Source organism: Dongia sp. agr-C8 (genome assembly GCF_054658695.1).
This window is the reverse complement of sequence record NZ_BAAGHZ010000004.1, coordinates 812394-829359: the sequence shown is the minus strand read 5'-3', so window position 1 is coordinate 829359 and position 16966 is coordinate 812394. Positions and strand designations below refer to the sequence as shown.

17 protein-coding genes are annotated in these 16966 nt (G+C 65.1%); 11 read left to right on the top strand and 6 right to left on the bottom strand.

Features of this window, described 5'->3' with window-relative positions:
• Positions 1 to 28: 28 nt before the first annotated feature.
• Both ACYQ4T_RS24230 and ACYQ4T_RS24225 read right to left on the bottom strand, forming a co-directional pair.
• Complete coding sequence (locus tag ACYQ4T_RS24230; protein WP_459859180.1) at positions 29 to 2158, bottom strand: adenylate/guanylate cyclase domain-containing protein; 2130 nt, start codon at positions 2156 to 2158, stop codon at positions 29 to 31.
• A gap of 6 nt (positions 2159 to 2164) precedes the next feature.
• Positions 2165 to 3079 (bottom strand): LysR family transcriptional regulator, encoded by a 915-nt coding sequence (locus ACYQ4T_RS24225; RefSeq protein WP_459859179.1) that lies wholly within the window; start codon positions 3077 to 3079, stop codon positions 2165 to 2167.
• Positions 3080 to 3246: 167 nt separating this feature from the next.
• Between ACYQ4T_RS24225 and ACYQ4T_RS24220 the strand changes: the two genes are divergently transcribed.
• From ACYQ4T_RS24220 to ACYQ4T_RS24195, 6 genes are all read left to right on the top strand, one after another.
• Entirely contained in the window at positions 3247 to 4074 is an 828-nt protein-coding gene (locus ACYQ4T_RS24220) for a 3-hydroxybutyrate dehydrogenase (protein ID WP_459859178.1), read from the top strand.
• A gap of 11 nt (positions 4075 to 4085) precedes the next feature.
• Positions 4086 to 5150, top strand: a complete 1065-nt coding sequence (locus tag ACYQ4T_RS24215) for a patatin-like phospholipase family protein (protein ID WP_459859177.1) — start codon at positions 4086 to 4088, stop codon at positions 5148 to 5150.
• A 135-nt stretch (positions 5151 to 5285) separates the two neighbouring features.
• The gene (locus tag ACYQ4T_RS24210) at positions 5286 to 5561 is read left to right on the top strand and encodes a BufA1 family periplasmic bufferin-type metallophore (protein ID WP_459859176.1); all 276 of its coding nucleotides are present in this window, start codon (positions 5286 to 5288) and stop codon (positions 5559 to 5561) included.
• A gap of 60 nt (positions 5562 to 5621) precedes the next feature.
• Complete coding sequence (locus tag ACYQ4T_RS24205; protein WP_459859174.1) at positions 5622 to 6230, top strand: DoxX family protein; 609 nt, start codon at positions 5622 to 5624, stop codon at positions 6228 to 6230.
• A 4-nt stretch (positions 6231 to 6234) separates the two neighbouring features.
• Positions 6235 to 7095 (top strand): MNIO family bufferin maturase, encoded by an 861-nt coding sequence (gene bufB, locus ACYQ4T_RS24200; protein WP_459859173.1) that lies wholly within the window; start codon positions 6235 to 6237, stop codon positions 7093 to 7095.
• Positions 7085 to 7825 (top strand): HvfC/BufC family peptide modification chaperone, encoded by a 741-nt coding sequence (locus tag ACYQ4T_RS24195; protein ID WP_459859172.1) that lies wholly within the window; start codon positions 7085 to 7087, stop codon positions 7823 to 7825. Before bufB ends, ACYQ4T_RS24195 begins: the two co-directional genes overlap by 11 nt.
• Here ACYQ4T_RS24195 and ACYQ4T_RS24190 read toward each other — a convergent pair.
• The gene (locus ACYQ4T_RS24190; RefSeq protein ID WP_459859171.1) at positions 7813 to 8712 is read right to left on the bottom strand and encodes a proline iminopeptidase-family hydrolase; all 900 of its coding nucleotides are present in this window, start codon (positions 8710 to 8712) and stop codon (positions 7813 to 7815) included. The two genes, ACYQ4T_RS24195 and ACYQ4T_RS24190, sit on opposite strands and share 13 nt — an antisense overlap.
• A gap of 164 nt (positions 8713 to 8876) precedes the next feature.
• On the bottom strand, positions 8877 to 9647 hold the full coding sequence (locus tag ACYQ4T_RS24185) for a LuxR family transcriptional regulator (RefSeq protein ID WP_459859170.1): 771 nt from the start codon (positions 9645 to 9647) through the stop codon (positions 8877 to 8879).
• A gap of 234 nt (positions 9648 to 9881) precedes the next feature.
• Between ACYQ4T_RS24185 and ACYQ4T_RS24180 the strand changes: the two genes are divergently transcribed.
• The 5 genes from ACYQ4T_RS24180 to ACYQ4T_RS24160 are packed head-to-tail and all read left to right on the top strand — an operon-like array spanning position 9882 to position 15619.
• The gene (locus ACYQ4T_RS24180) at positions 9882 to 11507 is read left to right on the top strand and encodes an ABC transporter substrate-binding protein (RefSeq protein ID WP_459859169.1); all 1626 of its coding nucleotides are present in this window, start codon (positions 9882 to 9884) and stop codon (positions 11505 to 11507) included.
• A 42-nt stretch (positions 11508 to 11549) separates the two neighbouring features.
• On the top strand, positions 11550 to 12611 hold the full coding sequence (locus ACYQ4T_RS24175; RefSeq protein WP_459859168.1) for an ABC transporter permease: 1062 nt from the start codon (positions 11550 to 11552) through the stop codon (positions 12609 to 12611).
• 8 nt (positions 12612 to 12619) lie between these two features.
• Positions 12620 to 13591, top strand: a complete 972-nt coding sequence (locus ACYQ4T_RS24170; protein ID WP_459859167.1) for an ABC transporter permease — start codon at positions 12620 to 12622, stop codon at positions 13589 to 13591.
• On the top strand, positions 13557 to 14633 hold the full coding sequence (locus ACYQ4T_RS24165) for an ABC transporter ATP-binding protein (protein WP_459859166.1): 1077 nt from the start codon (positions 13557 to 13559) through the stop codon (positions 14631 to 14633). The genes ACYQ4T_RS24170 and ACYQ4T_RS24165 overlap by 35 nt, the downstream gene beginning before the upstream one ends.
• A 2-nt stretch (positions 14634 to 14635) precedes the next feature.
• Positions 14636 to 15619, top strand: a complete 984-nt coding sequence (locus ACYQ4T_RS24160; protein ID WP_459859165.1) for an ABC transporter ATP-binding protein — start codon at positions 14636 to 14638, stop codon at positions 15617 to 15619.
• 3 nt (positions 15620 to 15622) lie between these two features.
• Here ACYQ4T_RS24160 and ACYQ4T_RS24155 read toward each other — a convergent pair whose 3' ends face one another.
• The gene (locus ACYQ4T_RS24155) at positions 15623 to 16198 is read right to left on the bottom strand and encodes an amino acid synthesis family protein (RefSeq protein WP_459859163.1); all 576 of its coding nucleotides are present in this window, start codon (positions 16196 to 16198) and stop codon (positions 15623 to 15625) included.
• A complete protein-coding gene (locus tag ACYQ4T_RS24150; protein ID WP_459859162.1) occupies positions 16198 to 16935 on the bottom strand; it encodes an isochorismatase family protein in 738 nt (245 codons plus the stop codon). Before ACYQ4T_RS24150 ends, ACYQ4T_RS24155 begins: the two co-directional genes overlap by 1 nt.
• Positions 16936 to 16966: the final 31 nt, after the last annotated feature.

Genomic DNA, 16966 nt, shown 5'->3' with positions numbered 1-16966 from the left:
GATTCGATAGCGCGCGGCTATCAGCGCGCTATTTGCTCTCCGCGGTATCGGTGCCGTCCCAATCGACCGGGGGTGCCTGCTCGATGTAGCGGTGGCAGCGCAGGATCATGCGGCGCGAGGGCTCGTCGCGGCCGCGCAGCCGGTCGGCTTCGCGGAAGGCTGCCACGGCGCCGTCGAAATCGCGGTTGAGATAGCGTTCGAATCCATCGTCGTATTGCGCGATCCAGGCGAGATCGCCGAGCTCGGCGCGGGTCTCGGCCAGCCCCAGCAGCTCGTAGACCGCGATGCCGCCGCGACGCCCATAGACCGCCACCTTGTCGACCCGGCGGGTGATGATGCCGTCGCCGGCTTCCTGGAAGGTCGCCTCGCCGATCAGGATGTCGGTGCCGTAGCGCTTGTTCAGCGATTCGAGGCGGCTTGCCACGTTCACCACGTCGCCGATCGCGGTGTAGTTCAACCGGTCGTGCGAGCCGATGTTGCCGACCAGCGCCGCGCCGGAGTTGACGCCGATCCGGAGCCCGATCTGGCCGAGAGTTGCGGCTTGCATCCCCTGCGCCGACTGCAGGAAGGCGGCGCGACAGGCCAAAGCCGCCTTGCAGGCGGAGAGCGCGTGGTGCGGATTGCTGGCCGGCGCGTTCCAGAAGGCCATGACCGAATCACCGATGAACTTGTCGACCGTGCCGGCATGGGCGGCGACGATCCGCGACATGAAGTCCAGGTGATCGCCGAGGATCTCGACGATCTTGTCCGGCGCCTGCTCGGTCAGGCCGGTGAAGCCGGCGAGATCGGTGAACAGCACGGTCAGCGGCTGGGTGCGGCCGCCGGGCTTGGCCTCGATGCCTTCCCGGATCAGGATCTCGACCAGGTCCGCCGGCAAATACTTGCGGAAGGCGGAGAGGCCGGTGCCCATCAGACGAAGCGCGCGCGAGAGCTCGTCCAGCTCCCGCAGGCGGGAGGGCCGATAGGTCAAGTTCTCGAGCCGGAAATGCTCGATCTGATGCATCTGCTGCGCGATGCCGGCGATGGGACGGCTGATCAGCCGGTGCGCCACGAAGGCGCCGAGCAGCGAGACCACGACGACGGACGCGATCACGATCATATAGAGCCGCCGCGTCGCGCCGGGAATCTCGCCGAGGATGTCCTCGGCGGGGATCACGGTCGCGATCACCCAGTGGCGGAAGGGCAGCGGCGTGAAGGTGACGTATTCCTCGACTTCGGTCATGCCGTCCATCACCGTAATGGTGCGCGGCATGGTGAGCGCGCTGAGGTCGATCTTGTTCTCGGTCATGGCGCGCTGGATCGCGCCGGCCAGCGGGTCCTTGACCGCCGCCAGATCGTGCCAGCCGCCGGCCGTCGTGCCGACCTCGCTGGCGGTCAGCACCCGGTTGCCGCCGTCGAGGATGAAGGCGCGGCCGTGGCTGGTCACCTTGAGCGCGGTCAGGAACCGCGCCAGGCGGTCGAGATCGATCCCGATCATCACCACGCCGAGGTAATGGCCGTAGACCGTGAGCTTGCTGGAGATGGCTATGCCCGGCTGCTTGCCGAGCGGGGTATCCGTGTATTCCGTCCAGACCGGCATCTTCGCCTGATCGGCGGCATGATACCAATCCTGCTCGGTCGAGCGGAACGGCGTCGCGCTCATGGCGCGATCGAGGAAATGGATATCGCCGACCACCGGCTGATAGCTGTCCACGCGCAGCAGGTCGGGTTCAGCCCCCGGGGCGCCGTGCCGCACCTCCACCATGCGGATGCCTTCGTCGGAATCCTTGCGGGCGCCGAAGAAGTTGCCGTCGGGCCAGCCGAAGGCCACCCAGGACACGGTCGGCTGCGATTGCAGCAGCGAGAGGAACACGAACTCGCGCTTGGCTTCGTTGGTGATCTCGATCACGTCCTGAAAGAAGATCGTGCGCAGCGCCTCCTGGCTGGCGCTGGCATTGGTGAGGATTTGCTGCAGGTTGCCGGCGACGGTGTCGGCGATCCGGGTGTTGATCTCCTTGACCAGCGCGTTGGCGTTCTTCGTCGAGGTCCGCTGCCAGCTGCCATGGACCAGGGCCGCCATCAGGATGCAGATTCCGGCCAGCAGGAACATCAGCGCGGCGCCGAGACCGAGCCGACGGAATCGCCGTGGTTGAGGAGAGGGGAGCGCCGGATCGGCCATGGCGTATCAGGCGGGTTCCAGCGCTTCGGTGATGCTCTCGGCGCGTTCCGGCCATTGATAGCGGTCGACCGCCTTGATGAAGGTGGCAACCGCGGGCGAGAAGCGCCGCCCGGCGACGGTGGCGAGGTGGATGGTGCGCGTGACGGGCGGATCGCAGATTGGCCGGGTCAGCAAGCCGGGCAGGACAGCGGAGAATTCCGGCATGAAGCAGATGCCCATCCCGGCCATCACCATGGTCTGGATCCAATCCTCGCGCTCGGAGCGAAACACGTCCTCGACCTGCACCATCTGCTGCTCGAGCACGGTTTCCATCTTCTCATAGTATTCGCAGTTGGTCCGAGAGAGATAGGCCTCGCCGGCGATCTCCTGGATCGGCACTTCCGACATTGCCTCGAAACGATGCCCGGCGGGCAGGGCGACGACGAAACGCTCGTCGTAGAGCCTGCGGAAATCGAGCCGCTCATTGGGCGTCTCAGGCGCGGTGGTGATCGCGACGTCCAGCGTCCCTTCCATCAGCATGTTGATCAGCTCATCCGGGATGCTCTCGGTCAGCGAGACCTCGATGCCCGGATGATCGGCGCCGAAGCGGGAGAGGAAGCTCACGAACCGCACCGGGCCGATGGTGCACATCACGCCGAGCCGGAGCGGCGCGTCGCGCAGCTGCAGGAAGCTCTGCGCGGTGGTGCGCGCCTGCTCGCTCTGTTTCAGGATGGTTTCCAGCTGCGGCCGCACCAGGTTGCCGAGGTCGGTCATATGCGTGAGCTTGCGCTCGCGCCGGAACAGGAGGCCGCCCAGCTCCTCCTCGAGCTTCTGGATGGCCCGGGTCAAAGCCGGCTGGGTGACGTTGCACTGCTCCGCGGCGCGCGTGAAGTTGAGCGTGTTGCAGACCGCCAGGAAGTAGCGGATTTGATGCATTTCCATAGGGTTAGCCTTGGTTAGGTCCCGCCGATCGATGGCCCGATTATAACCGGAAGGCATCGGTCCGGCGATGCCGATGCCGCATCGAAACCATAGGGGGGTGGCATTTCCCAGGATGCAAAGCGCGGCCCAGATTGGACCCATTCGCAATCCCGCTCGGATGGGTCGCCATGAACAGCATCACTGCACAATCCTCTTCCCTGAACACGCCGCGGTCGCTCGCCGGCAAGGTCGCCCTGGTCACCGGCTCGACCAGCGGCATCGGCCTGGCCGTGCTCGAAAAGCTCGCGGCCGAGGGCGCCGACGTCGTCATGAACGGCTTCGGCGATCCCACGGCCATCGAGACTATTCGATCCGGCCTCGAGCAACGTTACAGCGTCCGCGTCCGCTACGACGGCGCCGACATGAGCAAGCCCGAGGAGATCGAGGCCATGGTCGAGGCGGCGCGCCAGGCCTTCGGCTCGCTGGACATTCTGGTCAACAATGCCGGCATCCAGCATGTGGAGCCGATCGAGACCTTCCCGGTTGAGAAATGGAACGCGATCCTGGCGATCAATCTTTCCGCGGCCTTCCATGCGATCCGGGTGAGCTTCGCCGGGATGAAGAGCCGCGGCTGGGGCCGGATCGTCAACATCGCCTCGGCCCATGCGTTGATCGCCTCGCCCTTCAAGTCGGCCTATGTCGCCGCCAAGCACGGCGTGCTCGGCCTGACCAAGGTCGCGGCCCTGGAAGGGGCCGAGCACGGTGTTACCGCCAACGCGATCTGCCCGGGTTACGTCTGGACGCCGCTGGTGGCCAAGCAGATCGACGAGCAGGCCGCGGCGCACAAGATCGACAAAGAGCAGGTCGTGCGCGACGTGCTGCTGAAGAACACCCCGAGCAAGCGCTTCGCCGAAGCCGCCGAAATCGGTGCCCTGACGGCGTTTCTCTGCGGCCCCAATGCCGCCTCGATCACCGGCACCGCGCTGCCGGTCGATGGCGGCTGGACTGCGCATTGAGGGAGGAAGCAATGAACCTCGAGACGAAATCCGAGATCAGCCCGGCCGGCAATGCCTCGGTCGAGACCCGGCATCTGAGCCTCGCTTTGCAGGGCGGCGGCGCCCACGGCGCCTTCACCTGGGGCGTGCTCGACCGGCTGCTCGAGGACGAGCGGCTGGTGTTCGACGGCATCTCCGCGACCTCGGCCGGCGCCATGAACGCGACGGTCATGGTCTATGGCTATCAGCAGGGCGGGCGGGCCGGGGCGCGCGCCGCGCTCGGCAATTTCTGGCGCCGGATCGCCCATGCGCAGGCGCAGACCCCGTTCCAGGCGACCTGGTGGGACCGGCTCACCGGCAACCATGCGCTGGACAATTCGCCGGCCTTTCTCTGGCTGGATTTCGTGACCCGGGTGCTCTCGCCCTATCAGCTGAACCCGACCGACTGGAATCCCCTGCGCGACGTGCTGACCGCCTCGGTCGACTTCGAGGCGATGCGGCGCGCGAAACTGCCGATCAAGCTCTTCCTCTGCGCCACCAATGTCCGCTCGGGCAAGGTCAAGGTGTTCAACGAGGCCGAACTCTCGGCCGACGCGGTGATGGCCTCCGGCTGCCTGCCGTTCCTGTTCAAGGCGGTGGAGATCGACGGCGAGGCCTATTGGGACGGCGGCTACATGGGCAATCCGGCGATCTTTCCGCTGATCTACCGCTGCGGCAGCCCGGACATCATGGTCGTGCACGTGAACCCGATCATGCGCGAGGAGGTGCCGGTGACCGCCGGCGAGATCATGAACCGCATCAACGAGATCAGCTTCAACTCTTCGCTGATGCGGGAGATGCGGGCGATCAGCTTCGTCACCCGCCTGATCGATGACGGCGAGGTGGAGATGGACCGGCTGAAACGGCTTCACATCCACGCGATCTCGGCGGAGGAGCGGATGCGCGACTTCAGCGTGCTCTCGAAATTCAACGCCGACTGGGACTTCCTGCTGGACTTGAAGGAAGTCGGCCGCACCCATGCCGACGCCTGGCTGAAGCAGAATTTCGACCAGATCGGCCGCCGCTCGACCGTCGATATCAACCAGGCCTATCTTTAGGCGCGCGACCATGCCCGGCCGCTATCGATTTACAAACAAAGCGGCATTTCGCCTGTAACCCCGGAGCGCTTACCTTCGAACTGTCCCCCGGGGAGTGACCCCGACCCTGAACCAGAAACCTTGAGGAGACTACCGATGAAGACCTCCAATGCCCTGCTGATGGCCGCTGCTTCCGCCGCCCTGGGCCTCGTCGCCATGAGCGCCGCCAATGCCGGCCCGGCCGCGGTGCCGAGCTATGACTCCGAGAAGTGCTTCGGCATCGCCGCCAGCGGTTCCAACGACTGCCAGACCGCGACCAATTCCTGCGCCGGCAGCGTCACCCAGCCGATGCAGGGCGATGCCTGGATCTATGTCCCGGCCGGCGTCTGCGGCAAGATCTCGGGCGGCAGCCTCGAGCCGAAGAAGTCCTGATCACGCAACCTGCGGCGGGGCGATTCCGGTCGCCCCGCCGTCATTCACGCAGATTCGACCATGGCGTCCCAAGGCATATCCGATCAACTGAAGGGCCGCGTGCGGCGCCAGGTCATGGGTTCGAGCCAGTCCGACATCATCGCCGCCGTGCGCGGCGACCAGTGCTGGATCACCACGCCTGAAGACGCCCGAGAGGAGAGGGTCATGACCATGACGATGAAGATGGACGAGACGACATCGCCGACCCTGCTCGGCCGCGTTCGAGACTTGTACGATCGGCTCGGCCTGCTGCCCCTGAGCTTCATCCAGCTGATGGCGCGGGTGAGCATGGCGATGATCTTCTGGCGTTCCGGTCAGGCCAAGATCGCGAACTGGGACCTCACGCTCAAGCTCTTCGCCGACGAATACAAGGTGCCGGTCCTGCCGCCGGAGATCGCCGCACCCATGGCTGCCGCGGTCGAGCTCAGCACGCCGGTGCTGCTGGTGCTGGGCCTGCTGACAAGGGTCGCGACCTTGCCGATGATCGGCATGACCCTGGTGATCCAGACCTTCGTCTATCCGATGGCCTGGGTCGATCACCTGACCTGGATGGCCATGCTGCTGTTGCTCTTGAGCCGTGGGCCCGGCGTCTTCTCGCTGGACCATCTGATCGGCAAGGCCTTGCGATAACGCCATGCCGCTCGATAGCATCGGGCCCATGGAAAGACGCGCCGGCATCGGCTGGCGGGCGCCGCACCATGCCGAATTGCTGGAGCGCCGTCCGTCGGTCGGCTTTCTCGAAGTCCATGCCGAGAACCACATGGGCGGCGGAAGGCGCGCCGCCGTGCTGGAACGGGCGCGGCGCGAATATCCGGTTTCGATCCACGGCGTCGGCCTCTCGCTGGGCAGCGTCGAGCCGGTAGATGGCGTGCATCTCGACTGGTTTGCCGAACTGGTGGCCGCCGTCGATCCGGTCCTGGTTTCCGAGCATGTCGCCTGGTGCCGGCAGGACGGCGTCTACCTCAACGACCTGCTGCCCTTGCCCTATACCGAGGAGGCGCTCTACGTCCTGGTCCGCAACATCGACCGGGTGCAAGGCCGGCTGAAGCGGGCGATCCTGATGGAGAATCCCTCCACCTATCTCGCTTTCACCCATTCGACGATCCCCGAGGGCGAGTTCCTGGTGGAGATGGCGCGGCGTTCCGGCTGCGGCCTGCTGCTCGACGTGAACAATCTCTACGTCAACCAGCGCAACCACGACCTGCCGGCGCGCGCCGTCATGGCCGCGCTGCAGCCGGCGAGCGTCGCGGAGATTCACGTCGCCGGCCATCACGTCGCCGATCTCGGCGACGCGACCTTGCTGATCGACGATCATGGTTCGATGGTGTCGGATGCGGTCTGGGAGCTCTACCGCGAAGCCGCGTTGCGATTTCCGCAGGCCCGGACCCTGGTCGAATGGGACAGCCGGATTCCGCCGCTCGATACTTTGCTGGCGGAAGCGACCAAGGCGGACGCGCATCGCAATGCGACGATGGAGCTGCGCCATGCTGGCTGAGCTGCAGCGCGATTTCGCCCGGGCGGTGCGCGGCGATGCGCTGGCGGTGCCGAGTCTCGGCATCGACCCCGGCGCGCTTAACGCCGAGCGCCGGGTCGCGGTCTATCGCAACCATCACCGCATCAGCCTCGCCGCTGCCCTGGCCGCGAATTTTCCGACCGTCGTCAAGGTGATCGGCGACGACGCCTTCCAGGCGCTGGCCTTGTCCTATCTCGCGATCGATCCGCCGCGCGATCCCAGCCTCGCGGCCTATGGTGCCGGCTTCCCGGCCTTCCTGGAAAGCGACCCGCGCGCGCAGAGCCTGGTCTATCTCGGCGATGTCGCGAGGCTGGATTGGGCCCTGAATGTCGCCGAGCGGGCCGATGATCTGCCCAGCTTCTCGGCACATTGCCTCTCGGGGATCCAGCCGGAACAGCTGGGAGCGCTGCGGCTGAAGCCGCATCCCTCGCTGACGCTGCTGACCTCGCTCTATCCGCTGCTGCGCATCCGCGATGTCGCGATCGGCAAGGCCGAGGGGGCTTCGCTGGACGCCGGCGGCGTCGATCTGATGATCTGGCGCAGGGACTGCGCGCCGATCTGTACGCCGCTCGATCGCCCGGCCAACCGCTTCATCCGCGCCCTGGTCGACGGACGGAGCTTGGGGGAAGCGGCCGAAGGCCTGCCGCCTGAACGCCTGCCGGCGCTGCTGGCCGAAATCGTCCTCGGCGGCGCCTTCCTTCAGTCGTTCTGATCGAGGAATGCCCCGACGCTCTTCATGTAGAGCTCGGTTTCCTCGACATGGGGCATGTGGCTGGAATGCTCGAAGATCTGCCAGCGCGCGCCCTTGATGTTGTCCTGGTAGGGCTTGACCGTGGCCGGCGTCGCCTCGTCATACTTGCCGGAGATCAGCAGGGTCGGGACCTGGACCTTGTGCAGGCGGTCGATGATCGACCAATGCTTCAGGCTGCCGATCACGTGGAACTCGGAAGGGCCGTTCATGGTGAAGTAGACCGTCGGATCGGCCTCGATCTGGGCGAAGCTGCGCGTGACTTCCTCCGGCATCGGCTGCACCCGGCAGACATGGCGGGCGTAGAACACCATCATCGCCGTCGTGTATTCTTTGGAGGTGGTTGTGCCGGCGGCCTCGTGCTCCAGCAAGGTTTTCTGCACGTCGGGCGGCAGCTGGTCTCTCAACTTGTTCGCCTCCTGCACCCAGAGCTCCATCGAGGCGGGGGAATCCGAGATGGTCAGTGACTTCAGCCCCTTCGGCTGCGTCACCGCATGTTCCGCGCCGAGCATGCCGCCCCAGGACTGCCCCAGGACGTGATAGGCGCCGCGGATGCCGAGATGGTCCAAGAGATTGTTGAGCTCGTCGAGGAAGAGCTGCACGGTCCAGAAGTCGACGCCCTTTTCGGGCAGGTGGGTGGACTTGCCGCAGCCGAGCTGGTCGTAGTGGACGACGGCGCGGCCTTGGGATGCGATCAGCTTCATCCGGTCGGTGTAGTCGTGCGACGCGCCCGGGCCGCCATGCAGGATCACCAGCGGTTTCTTCGCCGCCTTCAACTCGCCGGTGACGCGGTACCAGGTCTGGTGACCGCGGAATGATGCGAAGCCTTCAGTTGCGCGCGGTTCGGCCATGGTTCTTCCCCTCATTGAACTGAGACAAACCTAGCGCCGCCGCGAAACCGCGAGCCAGCTAGCAAAAATTATAGGGCCGGGCTCGACCCGGGGATCCGGTTCAAGTTGGCTCAAAATTGCCGGGTCAGGCCCGGCAATGACGCGGGAGGGAAGGGCCGGGAGCTTCAGCAGGCACCGTCGAGCAGGCGGTAATGCGCGGCGCGGGCGATCGCCTGGACCCGGTTCTTGGCGCCGAGCTTCTTGATCGCCAGGGTGAGATGCAGGTTCACCGTGCCGACCGCGCGCCCGAGCTTGTGCGCGATCTGCTTTGCCGTCAGGCCTTGGGCGGTGAGGCGCAGGCATTCCCGCTCGCGGGCGGTCAGGCGGACATGCTGACAGGTTCTTATCCGCGGGTCGAAATCGGCGTAGACCGCGTTGTGGAAGATGTGACCGATCAAGGTGATGGCGGCGAGGTGCGCGCGCGCGCCGGCGCCGAAGTCGCCTTCGGGATCGATGCGGATGCCGGTGAAGGTGGCGAAATCACCACCTGAAAGATGGATCGGTACGGTGGCGCCGCACGTCATCCGGGTATCCCGGAGATAGGAGACGACCGGTGCGTGCCGCGGCCCCATGACGCGTTCAAGCACCGAGCCCTCGGGATGGGCGTAGGACCAGACGAAGGGCGCCGAGCTCCTGGCGGCGACCCATTGCACGGGATCGATCTGGTAATAGCCGCCGCGGCACCAAAGATCGGCCATGTTGGCCTCGATATTCCGCAGCTTGAGCAGGCTGGGGGTGATCAGCTCGCCGTCATGGCTGAGCGGCACTGGGGTATAGTCATAGATGACGGAGGTGAAGCCGAAGGCGGCGAGGGCCTCCTGGGCGGCATCCAGGCAGGGCTCCAGCCCATGCTTCTGGCCCAGGGCCGTCTCGAAGGCCGGGAGGGGATCATACATGGAGGGTCAGCTTACCCACCCCCTAGTAAATTTGCTAGCTTTGCCGTTCGCAGATGCGGGACGTAACCTTCCCGCAACCACCCAAGGGTCCGGCGGGGCGCGATCAGTCGCGGCCTGGTCCAAAGCCGTCCCGGGTGACAGGGTCGCGCGACAAAAGAACCGGAACTGGTTGAAACAAGGAGGCTATCCATGATGAAGACGCGTTGGCTCGGCATCTCTGCCGGAGCCCTCTGTATGGCGGCAGCCATATTCGCCGGCACGTCCTCAGCGGACGCGCAGGATCACCGCGGCGGCACGATGCGCCTGGTCGCCGTCGGCGCCGGCGGCACGATCGATCCGCAGATCAATTACACGCTGCAATACTGGCAGCTCTATCAGGGCCTCTATGACGGCCTGCTGAACTTCAAGAAGGGGACCGGCGAGGAAGGCTTCAAGGTCGTTCCCGACATCGCCGAGGACATGCCGCAGGTCGCCGATGACGGCAAGACGCTCATCTTCAAGATCCGCAAGGGCATCAAGTTCTCCAACGGCCAGGAACTGACCACAAAGGACGTGGTCGCCTCGTTCCAGCGCATCTTCAAGGTTTCGAGCCCGACCGCGGGCGGCTTCTACAACGGCATCGTCGGCGCCGATAAGTGCCTCGCAGAACCGGCGACCTGCACGCTCGAAGGCGGCGTGGTCGCCGACGAGGCGGCGAACACCGTCACCATCCACCTGACCCAGCCCGATGCCGAGATCTACTACAAGCTCGCCGTGCCGCATGCGGTCATCCTGCCGGCCGATGCTCCGGCCAAGGATGTGGGTACTGACGCGCTGCCCGGCACCGGCGCCTACATGGTCGAGAGCTACGATCCCAACAAGCAGCTCAAGATCGTGCGCAACCCGCATTTCAAGGAATGGAGCAAGGACGCCCAGCCGGACGGCTATCCGGATGTGGTGGTCATGGATTTCGGCCTGACCGACGAAGCCGAGATCACAGCGGTTGCCAACGATCAGGCCGATTGGGCCTTCGACCCGCCGCCGGCGGATCGCCTGGCCGAGATCGGCACCAAGTACAAGGACCAGGTGCACGTCACGCCGCTGACCGCGATGTGGTACGCGCCGATGAACGTCAACATCCCGCCCTTCAACAACGAGAAGGCGCGCCAGGCTGTTGCCCATGCGATCGACCGCAATCAGGTGGTGAAGCTGTTCGGCGGCAAGGTGCTCGCCCAGCCGGTCTGCCAGATCCTGCCGCCGGGTTTTCCTGGCCATGAGTCCTATTGCCCCTTCACCAAGAATCCGGGTGGCGGGAAGTACAACGGCCCCGACATGGACATGGCCAAGAAACTGATGGAGGAATCCGGTCAGAAGGGTCAGCCGGTCACGGTGATCTCGGAAGACAGCGCGGTTTCGAAGTCGGTCGGCACCTATCTGCAGAGCGTGCTGAACGAGCTCGGCTTCAAGGCCGAGCTGAAGCCGATCTCCTCGAACATCCAGTTCACCTATATCCAGAACACCAACAACAAGGTGCAGATCAGCGTCACCCAGTGGTACCAGGATTATCCGGCCGCTTCGGACTTCCTGAACATCCTGTTCGGCTGCGACAACTTCCACCCGGGCTCGGATTCCTCCGTCAACATTGCCGGTTTCTGCGACAAGGACATCGACAAGATGATGAAGGATGCGATGGCCACCGCCGTCACCGATCCGGCGAAAGCCAACGAGATGTGGAAGGCCATCGACAAGGCGACCACGGACAAGGCGCCGGCGGCGATCCTGTTCACCCCGAAGCACGTGGACTTCATCTCCAAGCGCCTCGGCAATTTCCAGTTCAATCCGCAGTACTACTTCATGGTCTACCAGGCGTGGGTGCAGTGATTGCCCATCGTCATTGATTGCTGACGCCACTCGTTCTTGAACATGGCAGCGTCAGAAACTTCGATTACCGGTAATTCTCCTGGTCAAGCGGATCCGGTCGGCGCGAAGCGCCGGCCGGCCGCGGGACCCTGGGCCACCGCGTTTCGAAAGCTCATCCGCGACAAGGCCGCGATGGCGGCCTTGCTGCTGTTCATCCTGATCGTGATCGGTTGCTGCTTCGCGTCCTATTACGCCAGCAATGTCGCCAAGATCCAGCCGTTCAGCTCGAACCTCGACGGCACGGTGATGGTCGACGGCGTGGAGCAGCCGGTCATCGAAGAATCGACCGAGGGACTGGGTCTCGGCACCACGCCGATCGGGCCGACCTGGGATATCCACGGCTATTTCCTCGGCGCCGACGACCAGGGGCGGGACGTCTTCGCCCGCATGCTCTATGGCGGATTGAACTCGCTCTGGATCGCCAGCGCCTCGACCGTGCTCTGCCTGATCCTGGCCGGGGCGCTCGGCGTCGTCGCCGGCTTCTTCGGTGGCGTGGTCGATGCCGTGCTCTCCCGGATCCTGGACGTGATCTGGGCCTTCCCGATCTTCCTGCTGGCGATCTCGCTCTCGATCGTGCTGATCAACACCACGATCCAGATCGGGCCGATCGTCGTCCGCTCGGGCAGCCTCTGGCTGCCGATCTTCATCATCGGCATCGTCTATGTGCCGTATATCGCGCGCCCCATTCGCGGCCAGGTCCTGTCGCTGAAGAACAGCGAGTTCGTGCTCGCCGCAGTCGGTCTCGGCGTGCCGAGCTACCGGATCCTCTGGAAGGACATCCTACCGAACGTCGCCACCACCTTGATCGTGTTCGTGCCGTTGATGATGGCGCTCAACATGGTGACGGAATCCGCGCTCTCCTTCCTCTCGATCGGCGTGCAGCCGCCGGACGCCAGCTGGGGCACCATCATCCAGGACGGGCAGAACCTGCTCTATTCGCGGCCGATGGTGGCCTTGGCGCCGGGCCTCGCCATCGCCGTCACGGTCATGACCCTGAACGTGTTCGGCGACGGGGTGCGCGACGCGCTCGATCCCCGGTCGAAGCTCCGGATCGGAAGGGACTAACCGCTCCGATGCTGAACACGCTCATCCGTCGCCTGATCCAGATGGTCTTCGTGATGTTCGGGATCAGCGTCATCGTCTTCCTGATCTTCTTCGCGACGCCGGGCTCCGATCCCTCCGCCCGGATCGCCGGCCGCAACGCCTCCCCCGAGGTGCTGGCCGCGGTGCGGAAGGATTTCGGCTTCGATCGCCCGCTTTATGTCCAATATGGGCTGATGATGAAGAAGCTGCTGGTCACCTTCGATCTCACCTCGTTCCAGAACCGCGGGCAGAAGGTTGTGCCGCAGCTGGTCCAAGCCACGCCGGTCACGCTCTCGCTGGTGATCGGCGGTGCGATCCTCTGGGTGATTGGCGGCATCGTCGTCGGCCTCTCGGCGGCTGCCACCAAGGGCAGCGTGATCGACCGGGGCCTGATGATCATCGGGCTGATCGGCATATCCATGCCGGTCTTCTGGCTGGGCTCGGTGCTGAACCTTATCACCCAGAGCCGCTTTCACGACACCTGGATGTTCTCCTGGGTGCCGGCGCTCGGTTACAAGCCGCTGCTGGAAAGCCCCTGGGAATGGTTCAAGACCATGCTCATCCCTTGGATCTCGCTGGCGGTGCTCTATATCGGGCTTTATGGCCGCGTGCTCCGCGCGAGCCTGATCGAGGCCAATGAAGAGGACTACATCCGCACCGCGCGCTCCAAGGGCCTGACCGAGACGCGCATCCTGTTCCGGCATGCGCTCCGCACTTCGCTGATCACTTTCGTGACCCTGTTCGGCCTGGATTTTGGCGCGCTGGTCGGCGGCGGTGCCCTGTTGACCGAGGTCGTCTTCGGACTCCAGGGCGTCGGCAAGCTCACTTATGATTCCTTGAAGAGCCTGGACCTGCCGGTGATCCTGGCTTCCGTCATTTATGCGTCTTTCTTCGTGGTCGGCGCGAATTTCGTGGTGGATATGGCCTATGCAATCCTCGACCCCCGCGTCCGTGGTCGATAAGGCCGTGGAGCAGGGCACAACCCCCTTGCTGGAGGTGAAAGACCTCAGCGTCTCCTTCCGCACACAGCAGGGGCTGGTACGGGCGGTGAGCGGCGTTTCCTTCACCATCGACGCGCAGGAGATCGTGAGCGTGGTCGGCGAATCCGGCTGCGGCAAGACTGTGACCCTGCTGAGCGTGGTGGGGCTGATCAACGACCCGAACGCGGTCATCGCCGGCTCGATCAAATACAAGGGGCGCGAGCTGATCGGCCTGCCGCAGCAGGAATTGCGGCATGTGCGGGGCGAGGAGATCGCGATGATCTTCCAGGATCCGATGACGGCCTTGACGCCGGTCTACACCATCGGCTGGCAGATCATCGAGCAGCTCCGCGCCCATACCGATCTCTCGGCCAAGGCCGCGCGCAACCGGGCGATCGAGCTGCTGCGCGAGACCGGCATTCCCAATCCCGACAAGACGATCGACCGTTATCCGCACCAGCTTTCCGGCGGCATGCGGCAGCGCGCCTTCATCGCCATGGCCCTGTCCTGCAACCCCTCGCTGCTGATCGCCGACGAGCCGACCACCGCGCTCGACGTTACGGTGCAAGCGCAGATCCTCGACCTCATCCGGCGCCTGCGTAAGGATTTCGGCTCCGCGGTCATGCTGGTGACCCATGACATGGGCGTGGTGGCGGAGATCGCCGACCGGGTCGTCGTCATGTATGCCGGCAAGATCGTCGAGGCCGGCACCAAGGAGCAAATCTTCGTCGATCCGCAGCATCCCTATACCTGGGGCCTGTTCAACTCGATCCCGCCCTTGACCGGCGCGCGGATGAAACGGCTGGTCTCGATTCCCGGCGCGCCGCCGTCGCTGCTGGACCTGCCGCAGGGCTGCTCCTTCCGTCCGCGCTGCGGCCGGCGTTTCGAGCCCTGCAGCGAAATGCCGGCACTGGAAGGCGCAGGCGGTCATCTGGCGCGCTGCTGGATCCCGCCGGAACAGCGGGCCGAGGCCCGCTTCCGCGCGGCGCATCCCGACAGCCGCTTGAGCAAGGCGGGGCGATGAACGTGGCCGGCACACCGCTGCTGAAAGCGCGGAACGTCTCGAAGCAATTCCGGGTCGGCAACAGCATCCTGCCCGGCGGCAACACGATCGTGCATGCGGTCGATGACGTCTCGCTCGACGTCTATCGCGGCGAGACCGTCGGCCTGGTCGGCGAATCCGGTTGCGGCAAGTCGACCCTCGGCCGCTGCCTGGTCCGGCTCTACGAGATCTCCGCCGGCAAGATCGAGTTCGAAGGCATGGACATCTCCACCGCCAAGACCGGCGCCTTGCGCCCGATCCGGCAGCGGATGCAGATGGTGTTCCAGGACCCGTATTCCTCGCTGAACCCGCGCCGCCGCGTCGCCGACCTGCTCGCCGAGCCCTTGAAGGTGCATGGCAATCGCAGCCGCGCCGAGATCAAGGAGCGCGTCGCCGAGCTGATGCGCCTGGTCGAGCTGCTGCCCGATCATCTCAACCGCTTCCCGCATGAGTTTTCCGGAGGCCAGCGCCAGCGCATCGGCATCGCTCGCGCGATCGCGCTGGAGCCCAGCCTGGTGGTGGCGGACGAACCGGTCTCGGCGCTCGACGTCTCGATCCAGGCGCAGATCGTCAACCTGTTCGCCGATCTCCAGGAGCGGCTGGGCCTCACCTACGTCTTCATCGCCCATGACTTGAGCGTGGTGCGCCAGGTCTCGACCCGGACCGCGGTGATGTATCTCGGCTCGATCGTCGAATCCGGTCCGACCGAGGCGATCTTCCAATCGCCGCGCCACCCCTACAGCGAGGCGCTGATCTCAGCCGTGCCTTCGGCCGATCTTGACCGCACCAACCGCCGCGAGCGCATCGTGCTGCAGGGCGACGTGCCGAGCCCGATCAATCCGCCCAGCGGCTGCCGCTTCCACCCACGCTGCCGCTATGCCACCGAACGCTGCAAGGTCGAACGCCCGAAGCTGGCGGAGATAGAGCCGGGCAGGCTGGTGGCTTGCCACCATCCGGTCGGCGTGTAGCGCCTACCGCTGCCCGTCGTTGATCTTGATATCGGCGGCCTTCAGCCCGCCGCTGCGCTCGTGGACGCGGCCGCCGGTCGCCATGGCGAGGCCGTAGACGATCTCGTCCCGGCGCGGTGCGTCCCAGACCGTCATCTCGGCCACGCCGAAATGACTGCGCACATAGGCGGCCTGGATGTGGCCGAGCGGAATCATGATCCGCGTGCCCAGCGTGCCGACCGTCTTCGCGGCCGGCACGATGGCCTTCGGTTCGCCGAGCAGCGCGCGCATCGCCCAGCCGCCGGCTTCATGCCAGAGCGCGCCATGCTCCAGCTCGCCATCCTCGCCGACGATGGCGCCCTTGCCATAGGCTTCGACCCTGGCGGCGCCGAGGCGGTCGATGATCGCCTTTGAGAGCAGGGTGCCGAGTTCGCGAAGTTCCGCCATGAACGGCATCAGGTCCTTCTCATAGCGGCCGGCGAAGGGGTTGCGGATCACGGCGCAGGCCATGCCGACGCGCAAGGGTGCGCTGAGGCGCGGGCCGCGCTCGTGCCAGGTCTCCTCGACCGCGACCTGGGTCTTGCGAATGTCGAACGGCATTACTTCAGCACCACTTCGTTGATGAGCTTCGCGCCGCGCATATGCATGAAGTAGAGACCCATGTAATGCGTGACATCCTGCGGATGCGCCAGGCTCGAGGGCAGGCCGAGTTTCTCGGCGACGGCCCGCGGCATGTCATAAGTCGAGCAGCCGGCGTCATAGACCAGGATCTCTTTGAGGCTCGGCATCATGCCGTGGTTGCGCGCGGACAGCATGGTCAGCACAAAATCCATGACGCAGATATCGGTGCAGATGCCGACCACCAGGATCTCGGCGAGCTTCTTGTCGTTGACCCAATCCACCACCCGGTTGTTGCCCTGGGGCGTGATCGAGCCGACGAAGCCGTTGATGCAGTCCTTGCGCACCAGGGTGGTGTTCGGGTCCTGCTCCAGCCATTCCAGCTGCGGCACCAGGTTCTCCTCGCCGGTCCCGGCTTCGCAATGCGGCGGGTAGGGCGGCTCGGCCTTGCCGGGAACATGGGTGTCGAGGAAGGCGAGGATCGGGCGCTTTGCCGCGGTAAAAGCCTTAGCCAGGCGATCGGTCTCCTCGACCATGCGCGTGACCTGGGCGTTGGGCGCAGGCGGCGCCAGGTAGCCGGCGCCGACCGTCGCGAAGCCGTTGATCTCATCGACGATGACTAGGCCGGTCGCGCCGACAGCGGCGCTGCTGAAAGCGAGCGGCATGATCTCGTTGAACTGCTTGATCAACGGGTTCTGGACCGGCGTTGCAATGTTCATGGCAGGACTCCTCGCGCGGGACCCATTGGAT

What these genes read in the sequence shown, in the direction of transcription:
- ACYQ4T_RS24230 (WP_459859180.1), bottom strand. Translation starts at nt 2,158, where the DNA reads ATGGCCGATCCGGCGCTCCCCTCTCCTCAACCACGGCGATTCCGTCGG.
- ACYQ4T_RS24225 (WP_459859179.1), bottom strand. Translation starts at nt 3,079, where the DNA reads ATGGAAATGCATCAAATCCGCTACTTCCTGGCGGTCTGCAACACGCTC.
- ACYQ4T_RS24220 (WP_459859178.1), top strand. Translation starts at nt 3,247, where the DNA reads ATGAACAGCATCACTGCACAATCCTCTTCCCTGAACACGCCGCGGTCG.
- ACYQ4T_RS24215 (WP_459859177.1), top strand. Translation starts at nt 4,086, where the DNA reads ATGAACCTCGAGACGAAATCCGAGATCAGCCCGGCCGGCAATGCCTCG.
- ACYQ4T_RS24210 (WP_459859176.1), top strand. Translation starts at nt 5,286, where the DNA reads ATGAAGACCTCCAATGCCCTGCTGATGGCCGCTGCTTCCGCCGCCCTG.
- ACYQ4T_RS24205 (WP_459859174.1), top strand. Translation starts at nt 5,622, where the DNA reads ATGGCGTCCCAAGGCATATCCGATCAACTGAAGGGCCGCGTGCGGCGC.
- bufB (WP_459859173.1), top strand. Translation starts at nt 6,235, where the DNA reads ATGCCGCTCGATAGCATCGGGCCCATGGAAAGACGCGCCGGCATCGGC.
- ACYQ4T_RS24195 (WP_459859172.1), top strand. Translation starts at nt 7,085, where the DNA reads ATGCTGGCTGAGCTGCAGCGCGATTTCGCCCGGGCGGTGCGCGGCGAT.
- ACYQ4T_RS24190 (WP_459859171.1), bottom strand. Translation starts at nt 8,712, where the DNA reads ATGGCCGAACCGCGCGCAACTGAAGGCTTCGCATCATTCCGCGGTCAC.
- ACYQ4T_RS24185 (WP_459859170.1), bottom strand. Translation starts at nt 9,647, where the DNA reads ATGTATGATCCCCTCCCGGCCTTCGAGACGGCCCTGGGCCAGAAGCAT.
- ACYQ4T_RS24180 (WP_459859169.1), top strand. Translation starts at nt 9,882, where the DNA reads ATGGCGGCAGCCATATTCGCCGGCACGTCCTCAGCGGACGCGCAGGAT.
- ACYQ4T_RS24175 (WP_459859168.1), top strand. Translation starts at nt 11,550, where the DNA reads ATGGCAGCGTCAGAAACTTCGATTACCGGTAATTCTCCTGGTCAAGCG.
- ACYQ4T_RS24170 (WP_459859167.1), top strand. Translation starts at nt 12,620, where the DNA reads ATGCTGAACACGCTCATCCGTCGCCTGATCCAGATGGTCTTCGTGATG.
- ACYQ4T_RS24165 (WP_459859166.1), top strand. Translation starts at nt 13,557, where the DNA reads ATGCAATCCTCGACCCCCGCGTCCGTGGTCGATAAGGCCGTGGAGCAG.
- ACYQ4T_RS24155 (WP_459859163.1), bottom strand. Translation starts at nt 16,198, where the DNA reads ATGCCGTTCGACATTCGCAAGACCCAGGTCGCGGTCGAGGAGACCTGG.
- ACYQ4T_RS24150 (WP_459859162.1), bottom strand. Translation starts at nt 16,935, where the DNA reads ATGAACATTGCAACGCCGGTCCAGAACCCGTTGATCAAGCAGTTCAAC.